The sequence below is a fragment of the Duganella sp. GW821-FHT07G03 genome, assembly GCF_059418605.1.
On record NZ_JBWKQE010000001.1, the window covers coordinates 449,550 to 468,034 of the forward strand.

The 18,485-nt window shown below is 64.3% G+C and carries 17 protein-coding genes; 4 read left to right on the forward strand and 13 right to left on the reverse strand.

Annotation, left to right across the window (positions count from 1 at the left end; genetic code table 11):
• Positions 1–5: 5 nt before the first annotated feature.
• The 11 genes from AC07OK_RS01985 to flhD form a co-directional block, all read right to left on the reverse strand.
• On the reverse strand, positions 6–875 hold the full coding sequence (locus AC07OK_RS01985) for a CheR family methyltransferase (protein WP_494688716.1): 870 nt from the start codon (positions 873–875) through the stop codon (positions 6–8).
• 72 nt (positions 876–947) lie between these two features.
• Positions 948–2,663 carry a methyl-accepting chemotaxis protein gene (locus tag AC07OK_RS01990; protein ID WP_494688717.1) on the reverse strand — a complete coding sequence of 572 codons (1,716 nt, stop codon included), beginning with the start codon at positions 2,661–2,663 and terminating at the stop codon, positions 948–950.
• 124 nt (positions 2,664–2,787) lie between these two features.
• Entirely contained in the window at positions 2,788–3,276 is a 489-nt protein-coding gene (locus tag AC07OK_RS01995; protein ID WP_494688718.1) for a chemotaxis protein CheW, read from the reverse strand.
• A 19-nt stretch (positions 3,277–3,295) separates the two neighbouring features.
• On the reverse strand, positions 3,296–5,491 hold the full coding sequence (gene cheA / locus AC07OK_RS02000) for a chemotaxis protein CheA (RefSeq protein ID WP_494688719.1): 2,196 nt from the start codon (positions 5,489–5,491) through the stop codon (positions 3,296–3,298).
• Positions 5,492–5,536: 45 nt separating this feature from the next.
• A complete protein-coding gene (locus AC07OK_RS02005) occupies positions 5,537–5,902 on the reverse strand; it encodes a response regulator (protein WP_026334355.1) in 366 nt (121 codons plus the stop codon).
• Positions 5,903–5,967: 65 nt separating this feature from the next.
• Positions 5,968–6,516, reverse strand: a complete 549-nt coding sequence (locus tag AC07OK_RS02010; protein WP_116988165.1) for a chemotaxis protein — start codon at positions 6,514–6,516, stop codon at positions 5,968–5,970.
• A 48-nt stretch (positions 6,517–6,564) separates the two neighbouring features.
• Positions 6,565–7,515, reverse strand: coding sequence for a flagellar motor protein MotB (gene motB / locus AC07OK_RS02015; RefSeq protein ID WP_494688720.1), 951 nt, complete (start codon positions 7,513–7,515; stop codon positions 6,565–6,567).
• 45 nt (positions 7,516–7,560) lie between these two features.
• On the reverse strand, positions 7,561–8,421 hold the full coding sequence (gene motA / locus AC07OK_RS02020; protein WP_026334353.1) for a flagellar motor stator protein MotA: 861 nt from the start codon (positions 8,419–8,421) through the stop codon (positions 7,561–7,563).
• 131 nt (positions 8,422–8,552) lie between these two features.
• Complete coding sequence (locus AC07OK_RS02025; protein WP_494688721.1) at positions 8,553–9,347, reverse strand: class I SAM-dependent methyltransferase; 795 nt, start codon at positions 9,345–9,347, stop codon at positions 8,553–8,555.
• Positions 9,344–9,889, reverse strand: a complete 546-nt coding sequence (flhC, locus tag AC07OK_RS02030; protein WP_494688722.1) for a flagellar transcriptional regulator FlhC — start codon at positions 9,887–9,889, stop codon at positions 9,344–9,346. The genes AC07OK_RS02025 and flhC overlap by 4 nt, the downstream gene beginning before the upstream one ends.
• 21 nt (positions 9,890–9,910) lie before the next feature.
• Positions 9,911–10,228 carry a flagellar transcriptional regulator FlhD gene (flhD, locus tag AC07OK_RS02035; RefSeq protein WP_020702278.1) on the reverse strand — a complete coding sequence of 106 codons (318 nt, stop codon included), beginning with the start codon at positions 10,226–10,228 and terminating at the stop codon, positions 9,911–9,913.
• A gap of 589 nt (positions 10,229–10,817) precedes the next feature.
• Between flhD and kynU the strand changes: the two genes are divergently transcribed.
• The 4 genes from kynU to AC07OK_RS02055 all read left to right on the forward strand — a co-directional run bounded on the left by kynU (position 10,818) and on the right by AC07OK_RS02055 (position 14,458).
• Positions 10,818–12,074 (forward strand): kynureninase, encoded by a 1,257-nt coding sequence (kynU, locus tag AC07OK_RS02040; RefSeq protein WP_494688723.1) that lies wholly within the window; start codon positions 10,818–10,820, stop codon positions 12,072–12,074.
• Positions 12,075–12,090: 16 nt separating this feature from the next.
• Positions 12,091–12,978 carry a tryptophan 2,3-dioxygenase gene (kynA, locus tag AC07OK_RS02045; protein WP_494688724.1) on the forward strand — a complete coding sequence of 296 codons (888 nt, stop codon included), beginning with the start codon at positions 12,091–12,093 and terminating at the stop codon, positions 12,976–12,978.
• Between the two features lie 299 nt (positions 12,979–13,277).
• Positions 13,278–13,823, forward strand: coding sequence for an RBBP9/YdeN family alpha/beta hydrolase (locus AC07OK_RS02050; RefSeq protein WP_494688725.1), 546 nt, complete (start codon positions 13,278–13,280; stop codon positions 13,821–13,823).
• Positions 13,824–13,855: 32 nt separating this feature from the next.
• Positions 13,856–14,458, forward strand: coding sequence for a CHRD domain-containing protein (locus AC07OK_RS02055; RefSeq protein ID WP_494688726.1), 603 nt, complete (start codon positions 13,856–13,858; stop codon positions 14,456–14,458).
• On the opposite strand, the gene AC07OK_RS02060 is transcribed toward AC07OK_RS02055, so the two are convergent.
• Both AC07OK_RS02060 and htpG read right to left on the reverse strand, forming a co-directional pair.
• On the reverse strand, positions 14,459–16,450 hold the full coding sequence (locus AC07OK_RS02060; RefSeq protein WP_494688727.1) for a CocE/NonD family hydrolase: 1,992 nt from the start codon (positions 16,448–16,450) through the stop codon (positions 14,459–14,461).
• Positions 16,451–16,521: 71 nt separating this feature from the next.
• Positions 16,522–18,441, reverse strand: coding sequence for a molecular chaperone HtpG (gene htpG, locus AC07OK_RS02065; RefSeq protein ID WP_494688728.1), 1,920 nt, complete (start codon positions 18,439–18,441; stop codon positions 16,522–16,524).
• Between the last annotated feature and the right edge of the window lie 44 nt (positions 18,442–18,485).

Sequence of the window (18,485 nt, forward strand, 5' to 3'; positions counted from 1 at the left end):
TACTCTCATGTGCGTTGCGATGCTTTGAGGGCAGCGCCACGGTGTTGTTCGTCCAGCTCATACACCGTCTTGCCGCGTAGTTTGAGCGACTCCGACACGTAGAGGAAATTCTCCGAATGGCCCGCGAACAGCAGGGCGTCCGGTTTCATCAGCGGGACAAAGCGGGACAGTATTTTACGCTGTGTGGCTTTGTCGAAGTAAATCATGACGTTGCGGCAAAAGATCACATCGAACTGGCCGCTCAGCGGCCAGCTGTCGGCCAGCAGGTTGAGCGGCTTGAAGGTGATCATATTGCGCAGCTCGGGCCGCACGCGGGCCATGCCCTCGCGGTCGCCCTTGCCTTTCAGGAAAAAACGGCGCGAGCGCTCGGGCGACATCTTGTCCAGCCGGTCCATCGTGTAGACGCCGTTGGCGGCCGTGGCCAGCACATTGGTGTCGATGTCGGTGGCGATGATGTGGCAGTTGGGCGTGAGCGTGTTGAACGCCTCGCACACGGTCATGGCGATCGAGTACGGCTCCTCGCCGGTCGAGCTGGCCGAGCACCAGATGGTGATGGGCTCGCGCTTGTGCTTGACGTGCTCCGCCAGCAGCGGAAAGTGGTGCGCCTCGCGGAAGAACGAGGTCAGGTTGGTGGTCAGCGCGTTGGTGAACGACTCCCATTCCTCGCCCAGGCGGCCCGCCTCCAGATCGTCCAGGTACTTGCCGAACGAACCGATGCCGGTGGCGCGCAAACGCCGCGCCAGGCGGCTGTACACCATCTCTTGCTTGCTGTCGGCCAGCGAGATGCCGGCCCGTTTGTAGATCAGGCCGCGGACGCGTTCGAAGTCCTTGGGGTTGAAATCAAACTCTTTGACGGTGTCTTTGGTTTGCGGCATGTTCTGTATTCCTTCATTTAAAACTAACAATGCCTGCAACGGCGCCGGTGGCGCCGTTTTGCTGCGGACTACTTAAAACTCTTCCCACTCGTCGCCGGCGGCCGGCGCGGCGCTGGCCAGCTTCTTGGGCGCGGCCGGCTTGGCGGCCGTCACCGCCGCGCGCGGCGCCGGACGGGCGTTCAGCTTGGGCGCCGGACGGGCCGCCGGCGCGGCCACGCGGGCGGCCGGGCGACGGACGTCGTCCTGGGTCAGCTTGAAGATGCTGACCGCCTGCGCCAGCAGCTCGGCCTGCTCCTGCATGCTCTCGGCCGCCGCGGCGGCCTCTTCCACCAGCGCGGCGTTCTGCTGGGTCATCTCGTCCATCTGGGTGATGGCCTGGTTGACTTCCTCGATGCCGTTGCTCTGTTCCTGGGTGGCGGCGGTGATCTCGCCCATGATGTCGGCCACCTGGCGGATCGAGGTGACGATCAGGTCCATGGTCTGGCCGGCCTCGTCGACCAGCTTGCTGCCGGCGTCGACCTTGTTGACCGAGTCGCCGATCAGCTCCTTGATTTCCTTGGCGGCGCCGGCCGAGCGCTGCGCCAGGTTGCGCACCTCGGAGGCGACCACCGCGAAGCCGCGGCCCTGTTCGCCCGCGCGGGCCGCCTCGACCGCCGCGTTCAGCGCCAGGATGTTGGTCTGGAACGCGATGCCGTCGATCACGCCGATGATGTCGACGATCTTGCTGGAGCTGGCCTTGATCGAGCCCATGGTTTCCACCACCTGCGACACCACGGTGCCGCCCTTTTCCGCCACCGACGAGGCGGTCACGGCCAGCTGGTTGGCCTGGCGGGCGTTGTCGGCGTTCTGCTTGACGGTGGAGGTCAGTTCTTCCATCGACGAGGCGGTCTCTTCCAGCGAGCTGGCTTGCGACTCGGTGCGCGCCGACAGGTCGGCGTTGCCGGAGGCGATTTCCTGCGAGGCGGTCGAGATCAGGTCGGTGCCGGTGCGGACGTCGCCGACGGTCTTGGCCAGGCTGTCGTTCATGTCCTTGAGCGCCTGCAGCAGTTCGCTGGTCTCGTCCTTGCCTTCGACCTGGACTTGCGAGGTCAGCTCGCCGGCCGCCACTTTCTGCGCCACTTCGACCGCGCCCGACAGCGGCACCGTGATCGAGCGGGTGATGACCATCGCGCACACCACGCCCAGCGCCACGGCCACCGCGCCCAGCACGAACAGCACCATCATCAGGCTGCGGTCGGCGGTGACGGAACCGTCCATCACGTCCTTGGCGTTGGCGCGCTGCATGTCGACCAGCTTGTTAATCAGGGTCAGGGTCTGCTGGTTGAGCGGGTCGATGCGGCCGGAAATGACCTTGGCCGCGCCTTCGCTGTTAAACGCCAGCACCTGGCCGATGGCTTCCTTGAAGGCCTTGTCGACGTCGGCGTCCAGCGCGGCGATGTCGGCCAGCGCCTTCTTCTCGGCGTCGTTCAGGCCGAGCGCCTTGAGGTCGGCCAGCGCCTTGTCGTAGCGGGCGCGCTGGTCCTTGACCTTCTGCTCTTCCTTCTGCATCAGGCTGACGTCCGATTGCAGGCCGATGTTGCGCATCGCGATGCCGGTCTCGAGCATCGAACTCTTCATCGTGCCGGCCTGCAGGTTCTTGGCGTTGGACAGCTCCAGGCCGGCGGTCAGCTTGCTCTTGTTGCTGTAGTTGAGGTAGTTGGTCATCAAGACCATGGCCACCAGGATCGCCAGGATGCTGCCGAAGCCGATGCGCAGTCGTGCGCCAATTTTGAAGTCGCGTAAATTCATGTGGTTTTCTCCCCTATGCTGTCTGTTCTATCGTCCGCCGGGAACTGCCTGCGGACCCCGTTCTTGTGTAGGTGGCTGGGCGCGCACTCTGTCGGGCGCTGCCGTGCTTCGGTTGCGGCCCGGCCTAGGCCGCGATTTGCTCCATCAAGCCCATCTCGGCGCTCGACATCAGTTTGTCGATGTTCACCAGGATCAGCATACGCTCATCAATGGTGCCCAGGCCTATCATGTAGTCGGAACTGAAGGCGGTGCCCATTTCCGGCGCCGGCTTGACCTGCTCCGGCGTCAGGGTGGTCACGTCCGACACCGAGTCGACCACCATGCCGACGATGCGCCCGCCGATGTTGAGGATGATGACCACGGTGAACTGGTCGTACACCGGCGCGCCCAGATTGAACTTGATGCGCATGTCGACCACCGGAATGATGATGCCGCGCAGGTTGATCACGCCCTTGATGAAGGCGGGGGCGTTGGCGATCCGGGTCACCGTTTCGTAACCGCGGATTTCCTGCACCTTGAGGATGTCGATGCCGTATTCCTCCGAACCGAGCGTGAACGCCAGGTATTCGTGGCCGGCGATCTCGTTGGCCCCGGTGGTTAGTACGTCTGCCATGATGGTTTCCTTGGTGGGATTAGCTAAAAATCTGTTCGTCAGCGAGCTGACGGGATGAGCGTATCAAGGCGGCCACGTCGAGGATCAGCGACACGCCGCCATCGCCCAGGATGGTGGCGCCGGAGATGCCGGCCACCTTGCGGTAATTCGATTCGAGGTTCTTGACCACCACCTGCTGCTGGCCGACCAGGTCGTCGATGAACAGGCCGGCCTTGCGGCCGTCGGTCTCGATGATGACCACGATGCCCTGGCAGGGGTCGGTGAAGCGCGGCGCGATGCCGAACATCTGGTACAGCGGCACCAGCGGCAGGTATTCGCCGCGCACCTTGATGACCCGGCCCTTGCCGGAGATTTCCTTGACGTCTTCCGGCGCCGGCTGCAACGATTCGATGACAAAGCCCAGCGGCAGGATGTAGACCTCCTCGCCGACCCGGATCGACATGCCGTCCAGGATCGCCAGGGTCAGCGGCAGCGAGATCGAGATGGTGGTGCCGAAGCCCTTGGCCGAACGGATGTCGACCACCCCGCCCATGGCGGTGATGTTGCGCTTGACCACGTCCATGCCGACCCCGCGGCCGGAGACGTCGGTGACCTGCTCGGCGGTCGAGAAGCCGGGCGCGAAGATCAGTTGCCAGACCTCGGCGTCGCTCATGTTCTCGTGCAGCGGCAGGCCGCTCTGCTCGGCCTTGGCCAGGATCTTCTCCCGGTTCAGGCCGCCGCCGTCGTCCGACACTTCGATGATGATGTTGCCGCCCTGGTGGGAGGCCGACAGGAACAAGCGGCCGGCGTCGCTCTTGCCGCCGGCGCGGCGCACCTCGGGCATCTCGATGCCGTGGTCGATGGAGTTGCGCACCAGGTGGGTCAGCGGGTCGACGATGCGCTCGATCAGGCCCTTGTCCAGTTCGGTCGCGGCGCCGTTGGTGATGAAGTCGACCTTCTTGCCCAGCTTGGCCGCGAGGTCGCGCACCATGCGCGGGAAGCGCGAGAACACGAAGTCCATCGGCATCATGCGGATCGACATCACCGCTTCCTGCAAGTCGCGGGTGTTGCGGGTCAGCTGGCTGACGCTATTTAATAGCCGCTCGTGCGCCATCGGGTCCAGGGTGTCGACGCGCTGCTCGATCATCGCCTGCGTGATGACCAGCTCGCCCACCAGGTTGATCAGCTGGTCGACCTTCTCGATCGACACGCGGATCGACGACGATTCGGCGCCGCCCCCGCCCCCGCCCTTCTCTTCCTTCTTGGCCGCTTTCTTTTCCTCGTCGACGGCGGCCTGCTGCACCGCCGGCGCCTCGATGACGATGCCGGCGGCGGCGCGGATCTGCTCGACCGGCTGGAAGAAGCCGTAGCCCTGGGCGTCCTCGCTGCCGGCCTGGGCGGCGGCGCGGATCTCGTCGAGCGGCTGGAAGAAGCCGTAGCCCTGCGCACCGCCGGCGGCGGCCGGGTGCAGCTCGGCCTCGTCGAAGAAGCCGTAGCCCAGGTCCTTCTCGACCTTGGAGCGCTCGGCGTTTTCCAGCTTGGCCTGCTTGGCGTCCAACGGAGGCAGTTCGGTCACCACCATGTCGTCCGGGTTGAGCACGAAGGAGCAGATGGCGATGATGTCGTCCAGGCTCTCGTGGGTGGTGACGAGCATGGCGTTGCGGTCCTTGTCGAGCGGCGTGATGGCCACATGGCCCATCAGGCCCAGCTCGGCGCCCAGGGCGGTCACTTCGCGGTGCACCATGACCGGCAGTTCGAGCCGGTAGCGCCGTCCGCCGCTGTGGTCGACCACCTTGGTCTCGGCCGCGTGGAACGAGGGCGCGACGGCGGCCATGGCCGCCAGCGGCACGTCCTGCGCCAGCGACTGCAGCATCATGCGCACGTCGCCGACCGCGTCCTGGTCGACGGTGCTGCCGTGGCGGTGGCCGTCGAGCTGCATCTTGAGGATGTCCTTGGCCGCCAGGAAGGCGTCCACGTGCTCCGAGGTCAGCGCCATCTCGCCCTTGCGGACGCGGTCCAGCAGGGTCTCGAGGATGTGGGTCACTTCGGTCATGTCGGTCACGCCGAACGTGGAGGCGCCACCCTTGACGGAATGGGCGGTGCGGAAGATCGCGTTGAGGTCTTCGGCGTCCGGCTGCGCGACGTCGACCGCCAGCAGCAGGCGCTCCATTTCAGCCAGCAGCTCCTCGGCCTCATCGAAAAAGACCTGGAAGAACTGGCTTATATCGATGGTCATGGGGATACTCCGTAAGTTTCGCTCAGCTTCATTGCATGCGCCTTATCAGCCGATGACCTTCTTCACTACCTCGATGAGCCGCTGCGGATCGAAAGGCTTGACCAGCCAGCCATTGGCGCCGGCGGCGCGGCCCTTGGCTTTCATCTCGTCGGACGATTCGGTGGTCAGCATCAGGATAGGAGTCTTCTGGTAGGTCGGCAGTTCGCGCAGCAGCTTGATCAGCTGCAAGCCGTCCATGCGCGGCATGTTCTGGTCGGTCAGCACCAGGTCGACGCTTTGCAGCTTGGCTTTTTCCAGGCCGTCCTGGCCGTCCACCGCTTCCACCACCAGGTAGCCGGCGGCCTTCAGGCTGAAGGCCACCATCTGGCGCAGGGAACTGGAATCATCAACTGCAAGTATTGTCTTGGCCATCTTTGCTCTCACTCATTAAATGCGGGACACGGCCCCGTTGGTATCAATCGGCAGGTTGCGGCGCTTCAGAATAGTTCGATGTCGCCGCTCTCCAGGTGTTGTTGGCTGACGGCCTTGCGCAGCACGCTGCGCAGCTCGAGGCTCTGGATCGCCAGCGCCATGCTGACCTTGCCCAGCAGCGCGACGATTTCCTCGTTGTCGCTCTCGGGCAGCATCTCGGCGCCGTGCGCGCCCAGCGTGCCGAGGAATTCGCGCAGGCCGGTCACCCGCTTGAGCGTGCGGTCGAGCAGCTGGCTGGTCATGTCCTGGAATTGCAGGCTGGTGATGGCGGCGTTGACATAGCCGCCCACCTGGCCCTGCAAGGCTTCCAGCTGGCTGCGCTGCTCGGGCGTGGCGGTGCCGCCCTCCAGCAACAGCTGGATGGTGGCTTGCTCGGCCTCGACCGCCTGATGGATGGCCATGAAGTTGAAGGACAGCTTTTCGATCGCCTCCTCCAGCAGCAGGCCGGTCTGGATCAGATCGGTCTCGACTTCGGTCAGATGCTTGCGTCCGTGGTCCGACACGCCGGACAGCAGGCGTTTTACATGTGAGCCCAGGATTTTTTTTCTCGTCATAACAGTCTCGTTGTTCCGCGCTTGTCTTTCACCTACTGCCACCCTTGCCTATTTGCGCACCGGCGGTCCGGCCGGCGTTGGCGCCTGGGCCGCCGCGGCCGCGGCAGCTTCTTCCGCGCCCACCTCCAGCTGGCGGGCGCCGTCGCGCATCACGTTTTCCTCGGTGCGCTTGTTCATCACGATGATGCTGATGCGGCGGTTGATCGGGTTGAACGGGTCGGCCTTGTCCAGGTGGGCGGCCGAGGCCAGCCCCACCACCCGCAGCACCTTGCCGTCGGCCATGCCGCCGGCGATCAGCTCGCGCCGCGAGGCGTTGGCGCGGTCGGCCGACAATTCCCAGTTGCTGTAGCCGGCATCGCTCAGGTAGGGCGTCGAGTCGGTGTGGCCGGACAGGCCGATCTTGTTGGGCACCTCGTTCAGCACGAAGCCGATTTCATGCAGGATCTCGCGCGTGTACGGTTGCAGCTCGGCCTTGGCCAACGCGAACATCGGACGGTTCTGCTCGTCGACGATCTGGATCCGCAAGCCTTCGCTGGTGATGTCGAGCAGCAGCTGCTCCTTGTATTTCTTCAGCAGCGGGTTGGCCTCGATCTTGGCTTCGATCTTATCCTTGAGCGCCTTCAGGCGCTGGTTTTCCTCGGCTTCCAGCGCGGCCTTGGCGGCGGTCAGGTTGAAGGTTTTCTTGACCACCGGGTCGTCGCTGGCCTTGACCTGGCCGTCGCGCCGGGTCAAGTCCTTGCCGCCGCCGGGGATCACCGACGAGCTGTCGCCGCTGCCCGAGCCGCCCTGCAAGGCCACCTTGAGCGGGGTCTTGAAGTATTCGGAGATGCCGTTGAGGTCGCCCTTGGTGGTCGAGCCGAGCAGCCACATCAGCAAGAAGAAGGCCATCATCGCCGTCACGAAGTCGGCGTACGCGATCTTCCAGGCGCCGCCGTGGTGGGCGCCGCCGCTCTTCTTGATGCGCTTGACGATAATCGGCCGCAAGCCTTCTTCAGCCATGGCGATTCCTTATGGTTGCTGCGGCGCCGCCTGTCATGGGCGCGCTCACTTGGCCTTCGATTTCTTGATGTGGTCTTCCAGCTCGGCAAAGCTGGGGCGCTCGGTCGAGTACAAGACCTTGCGGCCGAACTCGACCGCCAGCGCCGGCGCGTAACCGTTCAGGCTGGCCAGCAGGGTGACCTTGACGCACTGGTACATCTTGGTCGATTCATCCAGTTTTTGTTCCAGCAGGCTGGCCAGCGGGCCGACGAAGCCGTAGGCCAGCAGGATGCCGAGGAAGGTGCCGACCAGCGCGTGCGCGATCAGGATGCCCAGCTCGGCCGGCGGCAAGCCCACCGATTCCATCGTATGCACCACGCCCATCACCGCCGCCACGATGCCGAAGGCCGGCATGCCGTCGCCCAGCTTGGCCAGCGCGTGCGCCGGCACCGCGTGTTCGTGGTGGTGGGTCTCGATCTCGTTGTCCATCAGGTTCTCGATCTGGAACGCATCCATATTGCCCGACACCATCAGGCGCAGATAATCGGTCATGAACTCGACGATGTGATGGTCTTCCAGCACGCTGGGATACTTGCTGAACAGCGGGCTCTGGTCCGGGCTGTCGATATCGCCTTCGATCGACATCAAGCCTTCCTTGCGCACCTTGGACAGGACGTCGAACAGCAGCGACATCAGCTCCATGTACAAGTCCCTGGTGTAGCGCGAGCCCTTGAACAGCGTCGGGATCGCGGCCAGCGTGGCCTTGATCGCCTTGGCGTTGTTGCCGACCAGGAAGGCGCCCAGCGCGCCGCCGCCGATCATCACCAGCTCCAGCGGCTGCAGCAGCGCGGCCAGGTGCCCGCCATTCATGGCGAAGCCGCCGAACACGCCGACGCAGACCACCACATATCCAATTATGACTAACAAAGTGCCCTGACTCCCCGGTATGAGCTCGGCCGGCCTTCACCTAACAATCGCCCGATTTCAATAAATTTACATGTAGAACTACAATAGCGTGACTAGGGGGGAGCGGGCAAGTGATTAACGCGAAATGATGCTTAAAAGTACCATATGTAGAGGGCATCCTCGGCCTCTGTGGCGCGGATGGTCCGGTCGGGCGCACGGGCGTCGATAGCGAATTCGTAGCTGGCCAGCATGGCGCCGGGCCGCATCTCGGCCGCCGCCTTGCGCCACAGGCCGGCCATCGCGGCCGGCGACAGATAGGCGAACACCAGGTCGTAGCGGCCGAAGTCGAGGCGCTCGTAATCGCCCAGGGTGAAGCGGGCGCGGCTGCCGCTGGCGGCGGCGCGCAGCCGGCTCGCCAGCCACGGCAGCGGCGCCAGTTCGATGCCGCTGCACTCGGCGTCCGGCCGCTGGCGCGCCAGGTACAGCACCAGCCCGCCCAGGCCGCTGCCGATGTCGATCACGCGCAACGGCCGGCCGGCCGCCGGCGGCGGCAGGATTTGACGTACCGCATCCCACACCGCCGGCGTGGACGGGTAGTACGGCACTTGCGTGCGAAACGTCGACCAATAGCAGCCCAGCAAAACCAGGAACACCGCCAGGAACAGCGACGGCGGCAAGTGCAGCGTCTGCGCGGCCAGCAGCGCGAGCGGGAACAGCAACTGGATCGCGCGCCACCACACGGCCAGGCCCAGCTTCCAGCTCAGGCCGGCCGCCAGCAAGCCCTGCACCGCGGCCACGCTCCAATAGTCGACCGGCAAACGACAACTGGCCATCACATAGATGATGGCCAGCGTCAGCGGCGCGGCGCCGCATTGGATCAGCAGCGCCCGCACGGCGGGGGCGCGGGCGATGCGCTTCAGGTAGGGGTCGGGGCCGGGCCGGCTCACGCGGCCAGGGCGTCGGCGTCGCGCGCCTTCTTGGTCTTGCCGGCGCGCGAGGGCATGTGGCACAGGCCGCAGACATAGCTGCCGTTCAAGTCCATGCAGTTGACCACGAACTTGCCCTGGCACTTGCCGCACGGGGCCAGCTCCAGCATCTTGCCGCTGAAGAAGCGCACCAGGGTCCAGGCGCGCGTCAGCGACAGCAGCGGCTCCTCGCCCGCTTCCGGCGGCATTTGCTCCAGGTACAGCTTGTAGGCTTTCATGACCGCCTCGATGCCGCTGGCGCCGGCGTGCTCGGTCAGGAATTTATGGATATTGATGAACAGCGAGGAATGGATGTTCGGCTGCCAGGTCAGGAACCAGTCGGTGGAGAACGGCAGCATGCCCTTAGGCGGCGACACGCCCCGCAACTCCTTGTACAGCTTGAGCAGGCGCTCGCGCGACAGCGACACCTCCGATTCGAGCAGCTGCAGGCGCGCGCCCAGCTGGATCAGTTCGATGGCCAGCTGGATTTCCTGGGCTTCCGTCACTACGCTTTTCTTGGACATGATGCGGCTCCGGCTGGGTGGTCAGGCGATTTCTTCGACGGCCTGGCCGGCCATCAGGATGGCGGCGTGCGACTGGGCCAGCACGCGGTCTTTATTGTAGTTGGTCAGCATCGACAAGATGGCGCTGTCGTCGAAGCGGAAGCGGGCCAGCATCATGTTGCCGCCTGCCAGCTTGAGGATTTGCGCGTTGCTCATGCCTTCGATCAGCTCGGCGATGTCGGCGGCGATGCCAAGGCGGAAGATCGCGGTGACTTTGTCGGCGCGTATCATCTGCTGGGCCAACATCAGGTAGCTCAGGTTGGCGTCGCGAATTTCAGCCATCATATCGTTAGCGGTCATTTCCATCTCCTAGTCCGTTATCTGCACTGCGGAACACATTTGCGTTTCCAGTGAGATACATTCTGCGGGAGCAACAAAAATACGAGTAGAGGATGTACTCCGTATTTTCCGTCCGGAAATAGCGGACACGACCCGTCGGTGTTTGTCTGACAAACACTCGCAGATCGCTCATCCACGCCCTTGCGGCGCAGGCTTTGTAAGGTTCCAGTTCTTCAAAAAAGTCCTGTCATGAAACGAAAAATAGTGCAGTTCAGCGACTCTTTTTTGCTACATCTAACCCGGTAACGGCAGCAATTTGAGGAACTTTAGGGTTCCGGTGAAAATAATTTGAATTATTCTCGACTCCATCTTGCTACCCGATGGCCCTTTTCCGCTCATCATGAAACTGGTAACGGCAGCGTTTTGGGGAACTTGAGGGTTTTTTTGAAAAAAAATCGAAAATAATTTAAAAAAGTCGCCAAGCCAGTATTCATGCGGGTTTGCGGCTGGAGCGCGGGCCGTGTTCGGGGTCCGGCTCCGGGTTTTTCAGGTTACACTGGCAACTTATTGAAGCCTAAAGCATTCCACCACCTCGCAAGAAAGTTACATAATGACAACTCGCAACGACTGCCTGGGCCGCGACGCGCAAGATCCGCTCGCCGCCCTGCGCGACCAGTTCGACCTGCCCGCCCATGTGATTTATCTGGATGGCAACTCTTTAGGTGCCCGCCCCAAGGCCGCGCTGGCCCGCGCCCAGCAGGTGATCGCCCAGGAATGGGGCCATGACCTGATCCGCAGCTGGAACAGCGCCGGCTGGTTCGACCTGCCCAAGCGCCTGGGCAACCGCCTAGCCCCGCTGATCGGCGCCGCCGACGGCGAAGTGGTGGTCACCGACACCACCTCGGTCAACCTGTTCAAGGCGCTGGCCGCCGCGCTGCACATGCAGGCCAACGACCCGGCCCCGGCTCAACGTGAGCGCCGCGTGATCGTCACCGAACGCTCCAACTTCCCCACCGACATCTATATGGCCCAGGGCCTGAGCGGCTGGCTGGAACGCGGCTACACCGTCAAGCTGGTCGACAGCGTGGAGGAATTGCCGGCCGCCATAGGCGCCGACACCGCCGTCGTCATGCTGACCCATGTCAACTACCGCACCGGCTACCAGCACGATATGCGCGCCACCAGCGCCCTGGTGCACGCCGCCGGCGCCTTGGCGGTCTGGGATCTGGCGCACTCGGCCGGCGCGCTGCCGGTCGACCTCAACGCCGACGGCGCCGACCTGGCCGTGGGCTGCACCTATAAATACCTGAACGGCGGCCCCGGCTCGCCGGCCTTCATCTGGGTGCCGCGCAAGCATCAGGCGCGCTTCCGCCAGCCGCTGTCGGGCTGGTGGGGCCACGCCGCGCCGTTCGCCATGGCGCCCGACTTCGCCCCCACCGACGGCATCGGCCGCGCGCTGTGCGGCACCCAACCGGTGGTGTCGCTGGCGATGGTCGAGTGCGGCCTGGACGTGTTCGGCCAGACCAATATGGCCGCCATCCGCGCCAAGTCGCTGGCGCTGACCGACCTGTTCATCGAACTGGTCGAGCAGCGCTGCGCCGACCATCCGCTGGGCCTGGTCACGCCGCGCGAGCATGCGCGCCGCGGCAGCCAGGTCAGCTTCACCCATCCGCACGGCTACGCGGTGATGTCGGCGCTGATCGCGCGCGGCGTCATCGGCGACTACCGCGAACCGGCCATCATGCGCTTCGGCTTCACGCCGCTGTACACCAGTTATGCCGATGTCTGGGACGCGGTGGACATCCTGCGCGACATCCTGGACCGCAAGGACTACAACGTCGACGCCAAGCGCGACGCAGTAACCTAATAACGAGATAAACAATATGAGCGATACCAAAGACACCGCCAGCGGCTGCCCAATGCACGCCGCCGCGCCCGCCACCGACGCCGATGCGCAATGGCACGGCGCGCAAATGGACTTCAGCAACAAGATGAGCTACGGCGACTATCTGGGCCTGGACCAGATCCTCACCGCCCAGCACCCGCTGTCGCCCAACCACAACGAGATGCTGTTCATCGTCCAGCACCAGACCAGCGAACTGTGGATGAAGCTGATGCTGCACGAAATGCACGCGGTGCGCGCCCACCTGCAGTCCGACGACCTGGCCCCGGCCTTCAAGATGCTGGCCCGCGTGGCCCGCATCATGGACCAGCTGGTGCACGCATGGGATGTGCTGGCGACGATGACGCCGCCCGAATACACGGCCATCCGCCCCTATCTGGGCGCGTCGTCGGGCTTCCAGTCCTACCAGTACCGCGAGATCGAATTCATCCTCGGCAACAAGAACGCCGCGCTGCTCAACGTCCACACCACCGCGCCGGACGCCTTTGCCGTGCTGGACAAGGCGCTGCGCGAACCCTCGGTGTACGACGAAGCGATCAAGCTGCTGGCCCGCGACGGCTTGCCGGTCTCCGCCGAGCGCCTCAACGCCGACTGGACCCTGCCGACCGCCGCCGACGCGTCCGTCCAGAACGCCTGGCTGGAAGTCTACCGCGACCCGTCCCGCCACTGGGCGCTGTACGAACTGGCCGAGAAGCTGGTCGACCTGGAGACCGCGTTCCGTTTCTGGCGCTTCCGCCACGTCACCACGGTCGAGCGCATCATCGGCTTCAAGACCGGCACCGGCGGCACGGCCGGCGTCAGCTACCTGCGCAAAATGCTCGACGTGGTGCTGTTCCCCGAACTGTTCGCGCTGCGCACCGCCCTGTAAGATTGCTGCGGGAATACACACCATGGGTGTACCCCCGCTCTCCTTCTAGCAAACCTGCTGAATTTTTTACTGAATCCTACTGAGTTCTGCTTGGCGTTACTGAGTCAGGCCTCAGCAGCCCGACGAAGTTCAATTCAGCAGAATTCAGTAAATAACTCAGTAGGTTTGCTAGAAGGAGCGTAAATGTCTCCCCTCCCTCTCTGCCAATTGTCCACGCTTGCGCATACTGCCAGCGCCGGCAAGGATCACGCGCCCGGCCGAGGTAAGATCAATACCATCTTACCCAGCAAGGAAAACGCATGGACTACGAAGTACTGACCCTGGCCGGCCTGTGGAATTCCGGCCCCGCCCACTGGCAAACGCAGTGGGAAGGCAAGCACCCCGGCTGGGTCCGCATGCAGCACCGCGACTGGGAAACGCCAGACCGCGACGACTGGGTGGCCGACCTCGAAGCCGCCATCGCCCGCTGCAAACGCCCGCCGGTGCTGGCCGCACACAGCCTGAGCTGCTCGCTGGTGGGTCGCTGGGCCGCCTCCGGCTCGCCGCTGAAGATCGCCGGCGCCTTCCTGGTCGCCCCCAGCGACACCGACGCCCCCAGCTATCCCGACTGCACCACCGGCTTCCAGCCCATGCTGCTGGAGCGCCTGCCCTTCCCCAGCCTGGTGATCGCCAGCAGCGACGACCAGTACGTCAGCCCGCAACGCGCGCGCCAGTTCGCGCAAGCCTGGGGCAGCGACTACGTCGAAATCGGCAACGCCGGCCACATCAACGGCGACGCCGGCTACGGCCCCTGGCCCGAAGGCGAACAAATGCTGTTGAACTTCTGCGCAGGTCTCCCCCTCTAACCTGTGCATCACGCACCAAGGAGGGAATAAAAATGAACCAGCGTATCCGCAATTGCGCGGCGGCCGCAAGCCTGCTGCTCACCGCCATGACGGCCAGTGCCGCCAACTACACGGCCATCCTCACCGGCCCGAAGGAAGCACCGCCCAACAGCTCGACCGGCATGGGCGCGGCGTTCGTCAAATTCGATGCCACCAGCCACATCCTTGAAGTGGACGTCGCCTTCGGCGGCCTGCTCGGCCCCACCACCGCCTCGCACATCCACTGCTGCACCGCCACGGCGGACACCGGCACCGCCGGCATCGCCACGGAAACACCCACCTTCGGCGGCTTCCCGCTGGGCGTGACCAGCGGCGCCTATGCCAACACCTACAACACCTCGCTGGCGGCCAGCTGGAACCCGGCCTTCATCAGCAGCCACGGCGGCACCACGGCCGGCGCCGAATCGGCCTTCGCCGCCGGCCTGGCCAGCGGCGAGGCCTATCTCAACATCCACAGCAGCCTCTACCCTACCGGAGAAATACGCGGCTTCCTGACGGCCGCCGCCCCGCCGGTGCCCGAACCGGCCATGTTCGGCATGCTGGGCCTGGGCCTGCCGGCCGTGCTGCTGATGGCGCGGCGCCGCCGCAAGACATAACTAACGGCTCGCGCCAACCAGCGGCAACTCGATATAGCTGTCGTGGTAGATCCGCTGGGTCGCCTTCTTGTAATCGGATGGCTGGGCGAAGAAGATATTCGGCACAAAAGTCTGCGGGTTGCGGTCATACAGCGGGAACCAGCTGGACTGCACCTGCACCATGATGCGGTGGCCCGGCAGGAACACGTGGTTAGCGGTCGGCATGGCGAAGGTATAGGGCAAGGCCATGTTGGCCGCGATCGGCCTGGCCGTCTCCAGGCTCTCGCGATAGCGGCCACGGAAGATATCGGCCGACACCATCAGCTGGTAGCCGCCCATCTCCGGCTGCGCCGCCACCTGGTCCGGATAGACGTCGATCAGCTTGACGACCCAGTCGGCATCGCTGCCGCTGGTCGAGGCCAGCAGGTGCGCCACCGGCTCGCCGCTGATTTTCACCGGCGCCGTCAACACGTCGCTCGTGTAGCTCAGCACATCGGTGCGGCCGGACGCCTCGCGCTGGTCGTCCACCAGCCAGCGCGGCCAGGTCTGGCCCTTGGCCTCGTCATAGCCATACGGCGCGATCGGCCGCGCGCGGAACGGCACCGGCTTGCCCGGATCGGACACATATTCATCGAACGCGCTGCGCTGCGCCGGCGCGGAGGCCGGCCGCGACGCCTCGTTGCTCAACGTCAGCCGGGCATTGGCCGCCAGCTTCAGCGTGGCCGGCGCGATCGCGCAGCCGCTGACGCAGCCGCTCGGCCAGCTGTTGAGCGAACGCCACTTATTGGTCCCGGTCTCGAACGCCGACACCGGCGCGATCTGCGCCGCCGGCGCGTCGTCCTTCAGATAGCGGTCCAGGAAGGGCCGCAAGATCTCCTGCCGGAAGTGCAGCGCCGTATCGCTGTTGAAGCGCAGCGCGCCCAGGCGGCTGCCGTCGCCGATGCCGCCGCCGTGGTTCCACGGCCCCAGCACCAGGAACACCTTGTTGTCCCTGTCCTGCGGCTTGATCGCCTTGTACACCGCGATGGCGCCATAGATATCCTCGGCATCCCACAGGCTGTGCACCAGCAGGGTCGGCACCGTGACCGGCTGGCGCGCCAGGATCTGGTCCATCGCCTGCCCGCTCCAGAACGCGTCATAGCTCGGATGGGCGACCATCTTGCGCCAGAAGCCGCTCTGCTCCACCCCGCGCTGGCGCGCCAGCTCGCCCACCGAGCCGGCGCGGATGAAGGTATCGTAATCGTCGAAATGGCTGTTGTACCACTTGGCCTCGTTGCGCCGCGTGACCACCTGCTCCAGCACATACGACAGATTGATCTGCCGGAACGCGCCGTTGTGGAACCAGTCGTCGCCGCGCCAGCCGTCCACCATCGGGTTCATCGGCACCGACACCTTCAGCGCCGGATGCGGATGGACCAGCGCCATCAGCGGCAGGAAGCCGTCGTAGGAAATGCCGATGATGCCGACCTTGCCATTGGTCTCGGGGATATTCTTGGTCAGCCACTCGATGGTGTCCCAGGTATCGGTGGAGTGGTCGACCGGCGTCGGATTGAGCGCGCTGCCGCTCAGCGGCCGGTTCATCACATAATCGCCCTCGGAACCGTACTTGCCGCGCACATCCTGCACCACGCGGATGTAGCCGCCCTCGGCGATGACGTCGGCCGCGTTGTCATAGCCCTGCAGGATGGACTCCATCTGCGAGCTCTCGTTGTGGCTGGTCAGCTCGGCCGCGTTGTAGGGCGTGCGCGTGAGCAGGATGGGGGCGTTGCGCGCCTTGCGCGGCACGATGATCACGGTGTTGAGCTTGACGCCGTCGCGCATAGTCACCATCACGCTGCGCTTGACGTAGTCGAGCCCGTCGATCGGCGCCTTGAACTCGTCCGGCGTCTCGCTGGGCAAGGCGGGATAAAGGGGGGCGGCCGCGACGCCCGGCGTCGACGCCGGCAGCTGGGCCAGAACGGCGGGAGCGGAAACAACAAGGGCGCCAATCAGCGCCCAAAGGATTTTGTTCATGTATATCCCGGGAGTGTGCCAGTGAAACCTAAAAATAGCACAACTCCCGGAACCGGTCCTACCTGATTGCCTTACTTGCTCGCGCCGTTCAGCAGCATCTCGTTCAGGCGCTTGACGAAGGTGGCCGGATCGCTCAGCGAACCGCCTTCCGCCAGCAAGGCCTGGTCGAACAAGATGTTGGCCCAGTCGCTGAAGGAACTACCAGCTTCTTCGTACTTCAGGCGCGTCACCAGCGGGTGATTCGGGTTGATCTCCAGGATAGGCTTGGACTCCGGCGCGCTCTGGCCAGCGGCCTTGAGCATGCGCAGCAGGTTGCCCGACAGCTCATGCTCGTCCGCCACCAGGCAGGCCGGCGAATCGGTCAGGCGGAACGTCACGCGCACGTCCTTGGCCTTGTCCGTCAAGGCTTCCTTCATCTTGCCGACCAAATCCTTGTACGAAGTCTCGGTCTCCTCGTGTTCCTTCTTCTCGGCTTCGTCTTCCAGCGCGCCCAGGTCCAGGCCGCCCTTGGCCACCGACACCAGCTCCTTGCCTTCGAACTCGGTCAGGAAGGACAGCATCCACTCGTCCACGCGGTCGGTCAGCAGCAGCACCTCCACGCCCTTCTTGCGGAAGATCTCCAGGTGCGGCGAGTTCTTCGCGGCGACGTAGTTATCGGCCGTGACGTAGTAGATCTTGTCCTGGCCTTCCTTCTGGCGCGCCACGTACTGCTCCAGCGAGACGCTCTGCTCGTCGTTCTCGTTGGCGGTCGAGGCGAAGCGCAGCAGCTTGGCCAGACGGTCCTTGTTGGTCGCGTCCTCGCCGATGCCCTCTTTCAGCACCTGGCCGAACTCGGTCCAGAAGGTGACGTACTTGTCCTTCTTCTCCTGCTCGTCGGCGTTCGCCAGCTCCTCCAGCATGCCGATCACGCGCTTGGTCGAACCGTCGCGGATCACCTTCACATCGCGCGACTCCTGCAGGATCTCGCGCGACACGTTCAGCGGCAGGTCGGCCGAATCGATCACGCCCTTGACCATGCGCAGATAGGCCGGCATCAGCTGCTCGGCATCGTCCATGATGAACACGCGCTTGACGTACAGCTTGATGCCGCCGCGCTTGTTGCGGTCCCACAGGTCGAACGGCGCCTTGGCCGGAATGTACAGCAGCTGCGTGTACTCGCTGCGGCCTTCGACGCGGTTGTGCGTATGCGTCAGCGGCGCCTGGAAGTCGTGCGACACGTGCTTGTAGAACTCTTCGTACTGCTCCGGCGTGATCTCCGACTTGTTGCGGGCCCACAGCGCGCTGGCCTGGTTGATGGTTTCCAGTTCGTCCTTGACGACGGTTTCCTTCTTCTCCTCGTCCCACTCTTCCTTCGCCATCACGATCGGCAGCGAGATGTGGTCGGAGTACTTGCGGATGATGGACTTGATCTTCCACGACGACAGCAGCTCGTCCTCGCCTTCGCGCAGGTGCAGGATGATGTCGGTGCCGCGGCCGGTCTTCTCGATCTGCTCGATCGAGTAATCGCCTTCGCCGGCCGATTCCCAGCGCACGCCTTCGGCGGCGTCCGCGCCGGCGCGGCGGGTTTCAACGGTGATCTTGTCGGCCACGATGAAGCCCGAGTAGAAGCCCACGCCGAACTGGCCGATCAGGGCCGCGTCCTGCTGCTGGTCGCCCGACAGCTTGCCGAAGAACTCCTTGGTGCCCGACTTGGCGATGGTGCCCAGGTGCGAGATCGCCTCGTCCCGGCTCATGCCGATGCCGTTGTCGGAAATGGTGATGGTGCGCGCGGCCTTGTCGAACGAGACCTTGATCTTCAGTTCATGGTCGTTGCCGTACAGGGCGTCGTTGTTGATCGCCTCGAAGCGCAGCTTGTCGGACGCGTCGGACGCGTTCGAGATCAGCTCGCGCAGGAAAATCTCCTTGTTCGAGTACAGCGAGTGGATCATCAGCTGCAACAGCTGTTTCACTTCGGCCTGGAAACCCAGGGTTTGCTTGTCGTTGTCTGCCATTTTAGAAGCCTCAATAGTCTTGTGGTTGATGCAAGGGTTTGACG

Excerpts from the sequence above, each read along its gene's own strand:
- AC07OK_RS01985 (WP_494688716.1), bottom strand. The coding sequence starts at position 875 with ATGCCGCAAACCAAAGACACCGTCAAAGAGTTTGATTTCAACCCCAAG.
- AC07OK_RS01990 (WP_494688717.1), bottom strand. The coding sequence starts at position 2,663 with ATGAATTTACGCGACTTCAAAATTGGCGCACGACTGCGCATCGGCTTC.
- AC07OK_RS01995 (WP_494688718.1), bottom strand. The coding sequence starts at position 3,276 with ATGGCAGACGTACTAACCACCGGGGCCAACGAGATCGCCGGCCACGAA.
- cheA (WP_494688719.1), bottom strand. The coding sequence starts at position 5,491 with ATGACCATCGATATAAGCCAGTTCTTCCAGGTCTTTTTCGATGAGGCC.
- AC07OK_RS02005 (WP_026334355.1), bottom strand. The coding sequence starts at position 5,902 with ATGGCCAAGACAATACTTGCAGTTGATGATTCCAGTTCCCTGCGCCAG.
- AC07OK_RS02010 (WP_116988165.1), bottom strand. The coding sequence starts at position 6,516 with ATGACGAGAAAAAAAATCCTGGGCTCACATGTAAAACGCCTGCTGTCC.
- motB (WP_494688720.1), bottom strand. The coding sequence starts at position 7,515 with ATGGCTGAAGAAGGCTTGCGGCCGATTATCGTCAAGCGCATCAAGAAG.
- flhC (WP_494688722.1), bottom strand. The coding sequence starts at position 9,889 with ATGTCCAAGAAAAGCGTAGTGACGGAAGCCCAGGAAATCCAGCTGGCC.
- flhD (WP_020702278.1), bottom strand. The coding sequence starts at position 10,228 with ATGACCGCTAACGATATGATGGCTGAAATTCGCGACGCCAACCTGAGC.
- kynU (WP_494688723.1), top strand. The coding sequence starts at position 10,818 with ATGACAACTCGCAACGACTGCCTGGGCCGCGACGCGCAAGATCCGCTC.
- kynA (WP_494688724.1), top strand. The coding sequence starts at position 12,091 with ATGAGCGATACCAAAGACACCGCCAGCGGCTGCCCAATGCACGCCGCC.
- AC07OK_RS02050 (WP_494688725.1), top strand. The coding sequence starts at position 13,278 with ATGGACTACGAAGTACTGACCCTGGCCGGCCTGTGGAATTCCGGCCCC.
- AC07OK_RS02055 (WP_494688726.1), top strand. The coding sequence starts at position 13,856 with ATGAACCAGCGTATCCGCAATTGCGCGGCGGCCGCAAGCCTGCTGCTC.
- AC07OK_RS02060 (WP_494688727.1), bottom strand. The coding sequence starts at position 16,450 with ATGAACAAAATCCTTTGGGCGCTGATTGGCGCCCTTGTTGTTTCCGCT.
- htpG (WP_494688728.1), bottom strand. The coding sequence starts at position 18,441 with ATGGCAGACAACGACAAGCAAACCCTGGGTTTCCAGGCCGAAGTGAAA.